Source organism: Plantactinospora sp. WMMB782 (assembly GCF_049179135.1).
Lineage (GTDB): Bacteria > Actinomycetota > Actinomycetes > Mycobacteriales > Micromonosporaceae > Plantactinospora.
This window is the reverse complement of sequence record NZ_JBMHMC010000007.1, coordinates 3917708-3930677: the sequence shown is the minus strand read 5'-3', so window position 1 is coordinate 3930677 and position 12970 is coordinate 3917708. Positions and strand designations below refer to the sequence as shown.

10 protein-coding genes are annotated in these 12970 nt (G+C 74.8%); 5 read left to right on the top strand and 5 right to left on the bottom strand.

Annotated features, from left to right (window positions below):
* Window positions 1-220: 220 nt before the first annotated feature.
* Window positions 221-709, bottom strand: coding sequence for a cupin domain-containing protein (locus tag ACN28A_RS20015; RefSeq protein ID WP_421397033.1), 489 nt, complete (start codon window positions 707-709; stop codon window positions 221-223).
* Window positions 710-815: 106 nt separating this feature from the next.
* On the opposite strand from ACN28A_RS20015, the gene ACN28A_RS20010 reads away from it, so the two are divergent.
* From ACN28A_RS20010 to rocD, 4 genes are all read left to right on the top strand, one after another.
* Complete coding sequence (locus ACN28A_RS20010; protein ID WP_421397032.1) at window positions 816-1469, top strand: TetR/AcrR family transcriptional regulator; 654 nt, start codon at window positions 816-818, stop codon at window positions 1467-1469.
* A gap of 198 nt (window positions 1470-1667) precedes the next feature.
* Window positions 1668-2456: a thrombospondin gene (locus tag ACN28A_RS20005; RefSeq protein ID WP_421397031.1), complete on the top strand. Its 789-nt coding sequence runs from the start codon at window positions 1668-1670 to the stop codon at window positions 2454-2456.
* A 477-nt stretch (window positions 2457-2933) separates the two neighbouring features.
* The gene (gene ddaH, locus ACN28A_RS20000) at window positions 2934-3791 is read left to right on the top strand and encodes a dimethylargininase (protein ID WP_421397030.1); all 858 of its coding nucleotides are present in this window, start codon (window positions 2934-2936) and stop codon (window positions 3789-3791) included.
* The gene (rocD, locus tag ACN28A_RS19995) at window positions 3788-5083 is read left to right on the top strand and encodes an ornithine--oxo-acid transaminase (protein ID WP_421397028.1); all 1296 of its coding nucleotides are present in this window, start codon (window positions 3788-3790) and stop codon (window positions 5081-5083) included. The genes ddaH and rocD overlap by 4 nt, the downstream gene beginning before the upstream one ends.
* A gap of 44 nt (window positions 5084-5127) precedes the next feature.
* Here the strand turns inward: rocD and ACN28A_RS19990 are convergent, their stop codons facing one another.
* Both ACN28A_RS19990 and ACN28A_RS19985 read right to left on the bottom strand, forming a co-directional pair.
* Window positions 5128-6276 (bottom strand): FHA domain-containing protein, encoded by a 1149-nt coding sequence (locus ACN28A_RS19990; RefSeq protein WP_421397027.1) that lies wholly within the window; start codon window positions 6274-6276, stop codon window positions 5128-5130.
* Complete coding sequence (locus ACN28A_RS19985) at window positions 6273-6566, bottom strand: 4a-hydroxytetrahydrobiopterin dehydratase (RefSeq protein ID WP_421397026.1); 294 nt, start codon at window positions 6564-6566, stop codon at window positions 6273-6275. The genes ACN28A_RS19990 and ACN28A_RS19985 overlap by 4 nt, the downstream gene beginning before the upstream one ends.
* A gap of 224 nt (window positions 6567-6790) precedes the next feature.
* Here ACN28A_RS19985 and ACN28A_RS19980 point away from each other — a divergent pair, with 224 nt between their 5' ends.
* Window positions 6791-7573, top strand: coding sequence for a hypothetical protein (locus tag ACN28A_RS19980; RefSeq protein ID WP_421397025.1), 783 nt, complete (start codon window positions 6791-6793; stop codon window positions 7571-7573).
* Window positions 7574-7618: 45 nt separating this feature from the next.
* Here ACN28A_RS19980 and ACN28A_RS19975 read toward each other — a convergent pair whose 3' ends face one another.
* Window positions 7619-8677, bottom strand: a complete 1059-nt coding sequence (locus tag ACN28A_RS19975; protein WP_421397024.1) for a fatty acid desaturase family protein — start codon at window positions 8675-8677, stop codon at window positions 7619-7621.
* A 186-nt stretch (window positions 8678-8863) separates the two neighbouring features.
* Entirely contained in the window at window positions 8864-12877 is a 4014-nt protein-coding gene (locus ACN28A_RS19970; RefSeq protein ID WP_421397022.1) for an SCO7613 C-terminal domain-containing membrane protein, read from the bottom strand.
* Between the last annotated feature and the right edge of the window lie 93 nt (window positions 12878-12970).

The following is a 12970-nucleotide window of genomic DNA, read 5'->3' as shown; positions in this document are numbered from 1 at the left end:
GTGCCGGCCGCCGGGTGCCAGAGGTGTGGTGGATCAACCATCGACGTACACCGATCCCAACGGCTGCCCCGGGAGATTGACCTGCCGAACGGGTGCGGCGGCTCGGCGCCCGGGGCCGGCCCGGTCGAAGTTCAAGTCGAAGTCAGACCGAGGTCGGGGCCGGGGTCAGCCGGGGCCGGGGTCAGCCGGGGCCGGCCGGGTCGGCCGGGTCGGGACGGCGTCAGTGGGTGGGTGGCGGACCGAGCAGTTCGATGCCGTGCCGGGCCGCCGCGTGTCCGAGGGCGGCGGGGTCGACTGGTCCGGGATCGGGCAGTCGCCGCTCCCGGGCCGGCTGGCCGACCTCGGTGGCGAACCGCTCGAAGCCGGCGGGCGCGGTGATCTGCAGGGTACGCAGCGGCTCGTCGGCGCCGACCAGGAAGGTGTGGGCCAGTCCCGCTGGCAGCAGCACGAAGTCTCCCGGCCCGACCGGGAACACCTCACCGGCGCAGCGGAACTCGGCGGTGCCGGAGATGACGTAGAACATCTCGTCCTCGGCGAGATGACGGTGCACCGGCGGCGCGAAGCCGGGCGGGTTCACGAACTCCACGACGGTGACCCGCCCACCCGTCGCCGCGCCGTCCGCCTTCACCGTCACCAGGCTGCCGAGAAACCACAGGTTCTCGCCCTCGGCCTCCCGGCGTACGAACGGACGGATTGCCGCATCGGTCATGGTGCCGCCTCCTTCACGCCTCGCCCGGGCCGCAGCTGAGGTGTGCCGCCGCGGGCGAATTCAACATACCGCTGTCTAGTCAATATGTAGTTAGTATGACCAAGTCATGAGTGCTGTCAACCCCAGGCCCAGAAGGCGCTACCAGTCGCCGGTCCGCGAGGAGGCCGCCCGGCGTACCCGGCAGGCGATCGTCGCCGCCGCCGCCGGGATGTTCGTCGAACGTGGCTACGCGGCGACCTCGCTGGCCGACATCGCCACGGCCGCCGGAGTGGCCCGGCCGACCGTCTTCGCGGCCTTCGGCTCCAAACCGGCACTGCTGCGCCAGGTACTCGACCAGGCGCTCGCCGGTGACGACGCCCCGGTCGCCGTCGCCGACCGGCCCTGGTTCCGGCCTGTCTGGGACGCGACCACCCCGGCCGAACTGCTCGACGCGTACGCCGAGGTGTGCGTACTGATCGGCGGACGGGCCGCCCGGCTGTTCGAGACCGTACGGCGCGCCGCCGACGACGCCCCCGAGGTGGCCGACCTGTGGCAGACGCTCTGCCGAAACCGGCGGGCCGGCGCCACCATGGCGCTCGACCGCGCCGCCACCCTCGGCCCGCTCACCCCCGACCTCGACCGGGACCGCGCGATCGACGTCCTCTGGCTCTACAACGACCCCGCCCACTACGCCACGCTGGTACACGACCGTGGCTGGTCCGAACGGGACTTCGCCGGCTGGCTGGCCGCCACCATGCGCCGCGCCCTGCTGCCCGGCTGACGCGGCGTCCACCGGACAGCGGCACACCGCAGCGCAGCACACCGATCGCAGCGCAGCACCCGCACCGCACGGACCTGCCGGACCCGAGGTGTGGTGGATCAACCATCGGGGTACACCGATCCCAACGCTGCGTAGGCGCCATCGACGAGGCTCCACGCATGGATCAGGAGGTGTGTTGTGGTCAGGATTCCATCACTGATGCGCCACTCGGAGCCGGCGCCGACGCGGGACGAGAACCGCGACGGTCGGGTCGACAGCCGCGACAGCCACGACGACAGCCACGACGGTCGCGTCGACAGCACTGACAGCCGCGCCGAGCGGGCGACCGCCGGCGCCACCACGACCGACGCCGGTACCCGGTCGGCCGCGGACCGGGACGCCGCCGCGCGTACCGGATCGACCGCCACCGCCCGGACCGAGGAGCGGGCCGACGCCGCCCGGACCGACACCAGCCGCAGCGACACCGTCCGGAGCGACGACACGGCGGGACGCCGGCCCGGCACCGCTGTCGCGGAACCGGAGACCGCGTCCCGGACGGCCCCGCCGGTCGCCCCGGCCCCGAAGACCGAGCCCCGGCGGGACGCCGACGGCACGACCGAACCGGAGCGCGGGCTCGGCGAGAGTACGCCGCAGACCGAGCCCGTCGTGGTGGACCGCGGCCCGCGCCCCCGGGCCAGCATGCTCGCCACGCTGAGCCTGGTCCTCGGGGTGTCCGCGGCCGCGTTCGTGCTGGCCGGCGCCCTCGCCGGGTACGGCATCGTGCTCGGCACCCTCGCCCTGCTGCTCGGCGTCAGCGGTGTCTCCGCGACCGCTCGCCGGCACGTCGCCGGCCGCACGGACGCGCTGATCGGCATCGTTCTCGGCGTCGGCGCCGTCGTCGTCGCGGTGCTGGCGATGACCGGCCAGTTCGACTGGCCCACCACCGACGGCGACACCGTCGTGCGGTTCCGCGAGTGGCTTGACTCACAGTTTGTGGCCCGGTTCTGACCGGGTAAGGATCTGCGCGGAGCGGTGGTGCACCGCTCCGGCCCCGCCGGCCGGTGGTGGTTCACCACCTGAGCGCACGTTTTCGGGGGCGGCGAAGATGCCGCCCCCGAAGTGCGTCCGGGGCCGGGCACCGGTCACCGCCCGCCGCCCCGGTGCGTCAGTCACCGCCCGCCGCCCCGGTGCGTCAGCCCGCCGCGGTGCGTATGGCCCCGGTGCCGTCTCCGCCGCCCGAGCCAGGGTTCGTCGTCACCGCTCGGCCGACCGGTCCCCGTCCGCTGGCCGTCCAGGCCGCCGAGGGGTGTGGCGAGAAGGTCACGCAACGGTTCGCCGTCGCCTACCCTCCCAGACGCAACGATCAGCCGCGACAAGCAATTCTCAACGGTGGTTCCCGCCGGTCGGCCCCGCATAGCGTTGGGGTCCGGCGCCAGCCCGCGAGCCGTACGGAGGCCGGGCGCGCCCGATCCCAGGAGCAGGACCATGACGTTGGACGCCACCGCCATCGGCAGGCGTACCCCGGCCGGCCCGGCACAGACCCGGCACTACCTGATGTGCCGGCCGACGTACTTCACCGTCGAGTACGCGATAAATCCCTGGATGGACCCGACGGCCCCGCTCGACAGCGCCCTCGCACTGCGGCAGTGGGAGACGCTGCGGCAGGTCTACCTGGACCTCGGACACACCGTGGACGAGATCGAGCCGCTGCCCGGCCTGCCGGACATGGTGTTCGCGGCGAACGGCGCGACCGTGCTCGACGGTCGGGCGCTGGCGGTGCAGTTCCGCGACCCGGAGCGGGCCGACGAGGCCCCGGCGTACGCCGGCTGGCTGGACCGGGCCGGCTTCGAGGTGCACGAGGCCAAGCACGTCAACGAGGGTGAGGGGGACATCCTGCCGGTCGGTGGGCTGCTGCTCGCCGGCACCGGGTTCCGGACCTCGCACGCCGCGCACGCGCACCTCCAGGAGGTCTTCGGCCGCCCGGTGATCACCCTGCAACTTGTCGACCCGCGCTTCTACCACCTGGACACCGCACTCTGCGTCCTCGACGACGAGACCGTGGCATACCTGCCGGAGGCGTTCTCCCCGGGCAGCCGCGCGGTCCTGCGCCGGCTCTTCCCGGACGCGCTGCTGGCCGGGCCGGCCGACGCCGAGGTGCTGGGCCTGAACGCGGTGAGCGACGGCCGGCACGTCGTACTCCCGGCCCAGGCCACCGGACTGTCGGCGGCGCTGCGTGAGCGCGGGTACGACACAATCGGTGTTGATTTGTCCGAGCTGCGCAAGGCCGGTGGCGGACCGAAGTGCTGCACCCTGGTGCTGCGGGAACGAGAGGCGACCAAGTGATCGTGGACGACATGCTGCGCCCCGGGGAGGCGAACGGCATCCCCGGCACCCCGGAATCGGAAAACGACTCCCGCACCCCCGCTGCGGGGAACGGCTCCCGCACCCCGGAGGCGCTACGCGAGGCGGAGCGGTGGACCGCGCACAACTACCACCCGCTGCCGGTGGTGATCGCCTCGGCCGAGGGCGCCTGGGTGACGGACGTCGACGGCCGGCGCTACCTGGACTGCCTGGCCGGCTATTCGGCACTGAACTTCGGGCACCGGCACCCGACGCTGATCGCCGCCGCGCACGCCCAGCTCGACCGGCTCACCCTGACCAGCAGGGCGTTCGTGCACGACCAGTTCGCCGACTTCTGCCGGGAGCTGGCCCAGCTCTGCGGCAAGGACCTGGTGCTGCCGATGAACACCGGGGCCGAGGCGGTGGAGACCGCGATCAAGGTGTCCCGGAAGTGGGGCTACCGGGTCAAGGGCGTACCCGACGGGCAGGCGACGATCGTGGTCGCCGACGGCAACTTCCACGGGCGGACCACCACCATCGTCAGCTTCTCCACCGACCGGGAGGCCCGGGACGACTTCGGGCCGTACACCCCGGGGTTCCGGATCGTCCCGTACGGCGACCTCGCCGCGCTGGCCCGGGCGGTCGACGAGACGACCGTGGCCGTACTGCTGGAGCCGATCCAGGGCGAGCAGGGCGTCGTGGTGCCGCCCCCGGGCTACCTCACCGGAGTACGCCGGCTCTGCACCGACCGGAACGTGCTGTTCGTGGCCGACGAGATCCAGTCCGGCCTGGGCCGCACCGGCGAGACGTTCGCCTGCGACCACGAGGACGTCACACCGGACATGTACGTCCTCGGCAAGGCGCTCGGCGGCGGGATCGTGCCGGTCTCGGCGGTCGCGGCCGACGGGGACGTGCTCGGCGTACTGCGGCCGGGCGAGCACGGCTCGACCTTCGGCGGCAACCCGCTGGCCTGTGCGGTCGCCACCGAGGTGGTCCGGCTGCTGTGCACCGGCGAGTTCCAGCGCCGCTCGGCCGAGCTGGGCGAGCGGCTGCACGCCGGACTGCACGGCCTGGTCGGCGAGGGCCTGGTGGCGGTACGCGGCCGGGGACTCTGGGCCGGCATCGACATCGACCCGGCGCTGATGACCGGGCGGCAGGCGTGCGAGCGGCTGGCCGAGCGCGGCGTACTGGCCAAGGACACCCACGGCTCGACGATCCGGCTCGCCCCGCCACTGGTCGTCGAGGCACCCGAACTGGACCACGTGCTGGAGCAGCTCGCCGCCGTACTCCGCTGAGCCGACCCGCGGACGGCGGTGAACGGCGGCGAAGCGCGCCGGGATCAGCCGCGGTCGGGGAGCCGGATCGCCATCGTCGGGGCCTCGGCCATCACCGAGGTCGGGTTGGTCATGCCGCCCGAGTTCCAGGTGTTCGACCGCCCCACCTGCACGCCCGGATACAGCTCCACGATGTCGCCGCCGCGCATCACCCGGGACTGCTGGCGGCCCAGCGCGACCCGCTCGGCCTCGTCCATCGACCCATTCGGGCGTACCCCGGAGCCGTTCGTGCTGACGTCCTGCGCCACCAGATCGGCACCGCGCAGCTCGAACCGGACGTGACTGCGGCTGATCCAGCGTCGCGCCTCGTCGTTGAGCCACTGGCCGAGCCGGATCCCGCCGGAGTCGTCCGGCGCCCGGCCGACCACCACCGGCCGCTCTGCGGTCACCACGAACCGGCGCCGCACCATGCCGCCGATCCGGACCGACAGCACCTCCTCGTTCGGCCTCGGCCCGGCGTCGCTGAGCCGCTGGTCGTGCCGCGGGCACATCGGCGTACCGGCGCGGAGCGTCGGCGGTGGCTGGCCACTCGGCTTGCGGTCGATCTCGGCGAGGTCCGCGAAGGCGCCACCGCCGCCGCCACCGCCGAACAGCACGCAACCGGGCTCCTTGCAGCGCCAGGTGCGGGCCAGCAGCTTCCGCCCGGTCGGGGACGGGCCGGTGGCCGGCACGGTGCCCTTCACCCGCTGCGCCAGCACCGGCCCGCCGGCACCGGGCAGCGGGGCCAGCAGCCGGCCCGGCGTGCTCGTCACCCACGGGAAGCGCCCGGACATGCCGTCGAAGCGGCCCCGGCTCAGCACCGGCAGGCCGAGCAGGTCGGCCACCTCCAGCACCCGGTCGCCGGGGTTCACCAGCACCTCGACCAGGCCGTTGTCGGCCCAGCGCCGCAGCACCATCCGCTCGTTGGAGGTGAGGTCGGCGTCGCTGAGCAGCGCCCGGTGCACCACCGCGTATACCGGGACGTTGTCCTCCTCCAGGTGCCGCCCGAGCGCGTCGATGACCATGCCCAGCCGCATGGTGCTGGCCGGCCGGCCGCCGTCGAGGTCCTGGTAGCGGACCACCTCGGCCAGGTCGAGCACCGCGCGTACCAGCGACGGGTCGGTGCTGACCCGGTCCTCGATCGCGTCGAGGACCTTGCTTATCTCGAATCTCACGCCGCTCCCCGGACTATCTCGTCGATCCGCCGCGCCAGCTCGACGTCCCGTCGGGTGACCCCGCCCACCGAGTGGGTCGCACAGCGGAAGGTGGCCGTACGCCACCGGATGTCGATGTCGGGGTGGTGGTCGAGTTCCTCGGCGACCACCGCCACCCGGTCCACCACGCCGATCGCGTCACGGAACGTGGGCAGTTCGACGGTGCGGGCGATGCCGGCCGGGTCGCCGGCCCAGCCGTCCAGCGCCGCCAGCTCGGTCCGCACCGCCTCCGCATCCAGCACCTCTGCCATGGCCAGACCTTACCGCCGGGAATCCCTCCCGTGTTGTCCAACCCGAACGGGTGCGGGCGTACCCGTGACCCTTTGTCTACCGGGCCGACGCGTGAAGCATCGACACGCTTACGATTGGCGTCCCGGTCCGCTCGGTCGACGCCACCGGGCAGCTGTCTCGGCCAGGTCGGCCGTCCCGCCCGCACCGGCTGGTTGCGGGAAGCGTCCGTCGATGAGAGGAAGCCATGCAGGTGCGTACTGGGCGGTCAGCGTTTCAGGTGTTCGTCCTCGCCGCCGCGCTGAGCCTGCCGGTCGCGGCCTGCGGCATCGGCGCCGGCCCGGTCGACCGGGCCGCGCCGCCTGGTCCGGCTACGCCCACGCCGGCCCAGGCCACCCCGGCGGAAAAGCTGGCGGCCGCGGCCGCGAAGACGAACCAGGGCGCTGTCACCGTCATCATGCGGGCTCCGGGAGTCGTGAGCGATACCAGGCTGGACCCGACCGCCAAGAAGGCCACCATGAGCATCAGGATCGAGGGTCCGGGCGAGGAGGTGGTCCGGGCCGACCTGATCCAGATCGACACCGACGTGTACCTGCGGATGCCCGACCTGCCCGGCGCCGCGAGGAAGTGGATGCACGGTCGGCTATCGGAGCTGCCGACCGGCAGCCCGCTGCACCTGTTGCGCGGCGACGACCACAGCGGCGCGGCCGACCTCGCGGACTGCGTCGTCTCGGCAACACGCAAGGGCGGGCACGACTTCGTCGGGATGATGGACCTGACAAGGTCGCGCACCCTCGACCGCAGCGTGCTCGACGATCTCGGCCCGCTGGCCAGAGCGGTCCCGTTCAGCGCTCGCACGAGTATCGGTGGCCATCTGTTCGAGATCAGCCTCGACGTACCGAGTGTGCAGCCGGAGCACGGCAGGATCACCTACGAATACAGCCGGTCAGAGGGGGTGGACGTCGAACGTCCCGCCCCCGCCGACGTCACCGAACTGCCGCGATCGCTGGCCGACAGCTTCGAGGTGTGACCGGCAGCCCCGACAGCGGTCGGCGGTCGGTCGGAGCGGCCCGCCTCAGCGCGCCGCCCCGACCGGCGTCTCCGGCCGGCGCAGCGCGGCGCCGACCTCGTGCAGGTGCCGCAGCGCCTGCCGGTACGAGCTGAACAGCCCGGTCTGCTCGTACGGGATGCCGTGCTCGGCGCAGTACCGCTCGACGATCGGCTGGGCCCGGCGCAGGTTCACCCGGGGCATGCTCGGGAACAGATGGTGCTCGATCTGGTAGTTGAGGCCGCCCAGCGCGAAGTCGACGACCGCCCCGCCCCGGACGTTGCGCGAGGTCAGCACCTGCTTGCGCAGGAAGTCGAGGTCGTCCTCGGCGGTCAGCACCGGCATACCCTTGTGGTTGGGCGCGAACGAGCACCCCATGTAGAGCCCCCAGAGCCCCTGGTGGACGGCGAGGAAGACCAGCGCCTTCCCCGGGGAGAGCACGGTGAACAGCGCACCGAGGTAGCCGACCGCGTGCAGGGCCAGCAGTACCGCCTCGGCCCGGCGGCGCCGGATCGGCGTACCGTCGGTCAGTGCCCGCACGCTGGAGACGTGCAGCGCCAGCCCTTCCAGCAGCAGCATCGGGAAGAACAGGTACGCCTGCCGCTCCGCCAGCCACCGCCCGAAGCCCCGGGTGGCCTGCGCCTGCTCCTCGGTCCAGACCAGCGCGCCCGCCCCGACGTCCGGATCCTCCTCCGAGTGGTTCGGGTTGGCGTGGTGCCGGTTGTGCTTGTCGATCCACCAGCCGTAGCTGAGCCCGACCGCAAGGTTGCCGGCGAGCAGTCCGGCCACCTCGCTGGCCCGCCGGTGCCGGAACATCTGCCGGTGCCCGGCGTCGTGCCCGAGGAAGGCGACCTGGGTGGTGGCTCCGGCCAGGAAGACCGCCACCGCGATCTGCCACCACGAGTCGCCGACGAGGGCGAAGCCGACCCATCCGGCGACGAACAGCCCGACGGTGAGCGCGATCCGGGCCACGTACCAGCCGGTGCGGCGTTCCATCAGACCGGCCGCACTGATCCGTCGAGATAACCGTGAGTAGTCACTTCCTCGACGCGACCCCGGTGCGTCCACGGCAGCGGTTACCGCCATCTGCAAGCTCCCCACGTCGCCCTCTTGCCCGCCGGTCGGCGGCGCTGATCTCCAAGTCTCCGGACGACGCTTGCGCTCAGTAACCCCGACAACCCCCGTATCCGGGGTGGTGGTAGCACCACCACCCCGGACACCGAGGCGACGTCCGCCGTCCTCCCCGCCTCTCCGGCAGGCGGGGCGATGTCGTCAGCTCATCCGGTGCACCGCCGCGCGGAGCCGGCGCAGGTCCCGGCGCCGCCGCTCGTACGTCATCGCCAGGCCGATCAACGCGAAGCCGCCGACCGCCAGGAAGATCCACCGGGGCAGCAGGTCCCAGACGTCGACCATCTCCCGCACGGCCAGTACGGCGAGTACGGCACCGCCGAGCAGCACCGGCGCCTGCCGCCGCCACCGGGCACCGACAAGTACCGCCGCCAGTGCACCGGCACCGAGCAGCAGTCGTCGCCACGGCTGGTCGGCGGCGACGACCACCGAGACCAGGCTCGGCAGCAGTGCGGCACCGAGCCCCGGCCCGTACGCGACCCAGCTGCTCAGCGCCGGCCAGGCCCGCAGGGCCAGCCAGCCGGCCAGCAGCCCGAGCACCGCCGCCGGCAGCGTGTACGCCTCGACCAGCGCCACCCGGGCCGAGGCGAGCAGCAGCCAGGCGGCGACCAGCTCGGCACCACCCGCCGCTGCCGCCCGAGCCCAACGATGCGGCGCCGGTTCGCCCGGACGCAGGGCGCGCAGCCCCAGTGCCACGCCCCAGAGCGTGCAGACCGCCGCCGCGTACCGGATCTCGCCGACGCTCAGCAGCAGCGCGATCGCGGCGGTGACATGACTGGCTGCCTCGACGGCCACCGCCTCGACCCGCCGTTCCGACCACCCGACCACCCACCGCCGACCACCCACCGGCGCCGACCTGCCAGTTGGATCGGTGGTGTCGGCCCGGCCCGACGGGTCAGCCGAAACCGACGCGCCAGCCCTGGCCGACGTGCCAGCCCCGCCCGACGCGCCAGCCCCGCCCGACGTGCCAGCCCCGCCCGACGCGCCAGCCGGGTCCGGGACGCCAGCCGGACCGGGGGTGCCGGGAAGCGGGCCGGCCAGCAGGGCCGCCCCGGCCAGGGCCAGGGCGGCGACGCCGAGCACCGCCAGGGCGGTGAGCCGCAGCGGCAGGTCGGCGGCGACCGCGGCGGTGGCAGCCAGCGAGGCCGTGCCGGCGACCCCGGTCAGCCATCCCGCTACCCGGGCCGCCGAGGTGCCGCCGCGCGCCCCGGCGGCCAGTCCGGCAACGCCGACCAGCGCCAGCCCGGCGAGCGTGCCGGCACGGGTCGGCAGCAGCCCGGCCAGGCCCGCCGCCGCGAAGCCGACCCCCACCGGCACCGGCCAACGCCGCCACCCGACACCACCACCCGACATCACGGCCGACGCGGTGCGGCCCCCTGCCGCCGCGACGGACGCAGTGGTGCCGGCTGCCGCCGCGACGGACACCGCGCTGCCCCCGGCCGCCGCGACGGACGCGACCCCGCCCTCCGGCTCGACGGCGGAGGCTGCGCCACCCCGCGATGCCACGGCGGGGGCGGTGCCGGGCCGCAGCGCCAGCGCGAGCAGGCCGGCGGCCCCGGCGAGCAGGCTGGACGCGGGTACGACCGGCCACGGCGCCCCGGCGACCGCCAGCCCGACCAGTGCCGTCCCGACCGCGAGCGGAGCCGCCGCCACTGCCGCGGCCCGGACCGTCCGCCGGCGTGCCCAGCCGGCGACCGCCGCCGCGACGGTGAGCAGCAGCAGGGTCAGCCCGTCGGCGGTGTCCAGCCGCCAGTCGACCGGACCGGTGCCGACCGGCGCGAGCCCGACCCCGGCCGGTGGGCCCGACCAGATCCGACCCAGCCAGGCGTACGGGGCGACCAGCACGACCAGCACCGCCGGTACCGCCACCACGGCGGCCCGGACCAGCAGCACCGCCCCGGAGACCAGTGCCGGTACCCCGGCTGGGCTGGGCCACTGGTCGGGCCCGGTCGACCGCGCCGGCCGACCCCGGCCCGCCAGCCAGACGCCGAGGGTGAGCAGCAGCGCCCCGGCGGCGTACGGGCCGGCCGGCTCGCCGACCCCGGGCAGTCCCGGTGCCAGGCCGACGGCGAGCGCGACGGTCGACAGCGCGGCGTTGGCGTACGGCCGGTAGTGCGGGGTCGCCCGGCGCACCGGCACCAACCCGGCGGCGAGCAGTACGGCAGCGGCGAGCACGGCCCGCGCCTGCCACCACGACGGCGCCCCGGCGGCGAAGAGGCCGAGCAGGACGGTCGCCGGAGCGGCGAGTACCGCCACGGCCAGCCCGGTCCCGCCGACCACCCGGCGCAGCGCCGTCCCGGCCGGCACCGCCCGACCGTCGACGGCCCGACCACCACCGACGGCCGGAGCAGCGGTGGGGGCCGGAGCCGGGGCAGCAGCGTCGGTGGCCGGAGGGGTGGTGGGAGCGGGCCGGCGGAGGGCGGCGAGTGCGACCGCCACGCCGAGCAGTACCAGTGCGCCGCAGACGGCGGCCGCACCGGCCGGACGGGCCAGGCCGACCAGCAGGGCGTGCCCGGCCAGCGGCACGGCGGCGACGGCCGCCGGCAGCACCGGGCGCCGGCCACGGTGCGGCCAGGCGGCGACCAGCGCGAGGATGCCGGCCGCCACCAGGTCCTGGGTGGCGACCAAGCACCAGGGCAGGGCCAGCCCGGCCGGCGCCGCCAGCACGGTCAGCGTCGCGGCGACGATCGCGACGAGCGACCGGTCCCGCCGCCGGCCCAGCACGGCCAACGCCCCGGCGGCCAGCAGCAGCGCCACCGGAAGCTGCCAGTCGAACGGGCCGGACCGCGCGGTCAGCTCCGCCCGCCAGGCCGGTTGCGAGCGGGCCGCCACGGCGAGCGCGACCACCAGCGCCATCGAGCCGGTCAGCACCGCCAGGGCGCCGGCCACCACCAGCCCGCCGGCCCGGGGACCGAGCCGGATGCCGGCCGGCAGCAGCCGGGCGGTGGCCGTGACGGCGGCGGCGAGCAGTGCGACGATCACGGCGGCCGGGAGGAGCAGCGGCCAGGACGCCTCGGCGGCGGCCCGGACCAGCGCCACCGCCAGCACCACGACGAAGAGGGCCGCCGCGCCGGCTCCGACGGCGGTGCTGCGCAGCCGCACGGCTCCGGCGATCGGCAGCAGGGCCGCCACCAGCAGTGGAACACCGGCGAACACCGCCAGCGGGCCGTCGGTGGTGACCACGGCAAGCGTCCCGCAGAGCGCCGAGGCGAGACCGGCCAGCCCGTACCCGACCCAGGCGACGGACCGGCGGACCACGATCACCGGGTCCGCCGGTCCGTCGCCACCCCGCCCCCGGGTCAGGATGAGGTTGACGGCCGCCAGTCCGGCCAGCGCCACCGTCCAGCCGGCCGCGCCGAAGCCCGCGTCGTAGGCGAGCAGCGGCACGACCGGCTGGAGCAGCAGCAGTCCGGCGAACGCGGGCGCGGCGAGCCGGGTCAGTCGGTGGTAACCCCCCGCCACCACCGCGCCGACCCCGAGCACCAGTGCCGCGTACCGGACCGTCGGCCAGCCGGCCACCCCGAACAGGTCGACGGCCCAGCCGGCGTACCCGTCGAGCACCACCAGGAGCAGGCCGATCGCCGCGAACGTCTCGGCGGTGGCGGTCAGCCCGCGCCGCCGGGCGAGCAGGGGAGCCGCCAGGGCCAGCCCGGTCAGCACCCCGAGGATCAGCGCCCGGCCGCCGACCCCGACAGTCGCCCAGGCGACCACCGTGAAGACGACCGCCGCCGTGCCGACCAGCAGCCCGCCGAGGATGAAGAGCACGTTCTGGACGGTCCGGGTGGAGGCTTCCGGGCGTACCGGTGCGGAAGCCTGCGGACCCGGCGTGCCGGCGGGGCCGGACACTGCCGCCGGTGCGCCGGGGGAGCTCTTCGCCGGGCCCTGCACGGCGGCGGCCGCGGCCGCCCGGACCTGCTCGGCCAGCGCGTCGCGGCGCCGCCGGAGCTGCCACAGGGTGGCATCCAGTCCGAGGTACGCCCGCCGCGCCTGCTCCACCCGCCCGGCCAGCGCGGCGATCTCCGCACCGAGCCGGACCACCTCGGCGGCGGCCGGATCGGGTCCCCGGCCGCAGCCGGGACAGCCGGTCGCCAGGTCGGCACCGGCACCGCACACCGGACAGGGGTACGCGGTCGGGTTCGGGTTCACGGACGCGGTCACGGTGCCATGTTCGTACCCGTGCCCGACCGGTCGGCAGAGTGCGCGTACCTACTCCGGGTTGGGTGTCCGGACCGGCCGGGCGGTCGGTCCGTC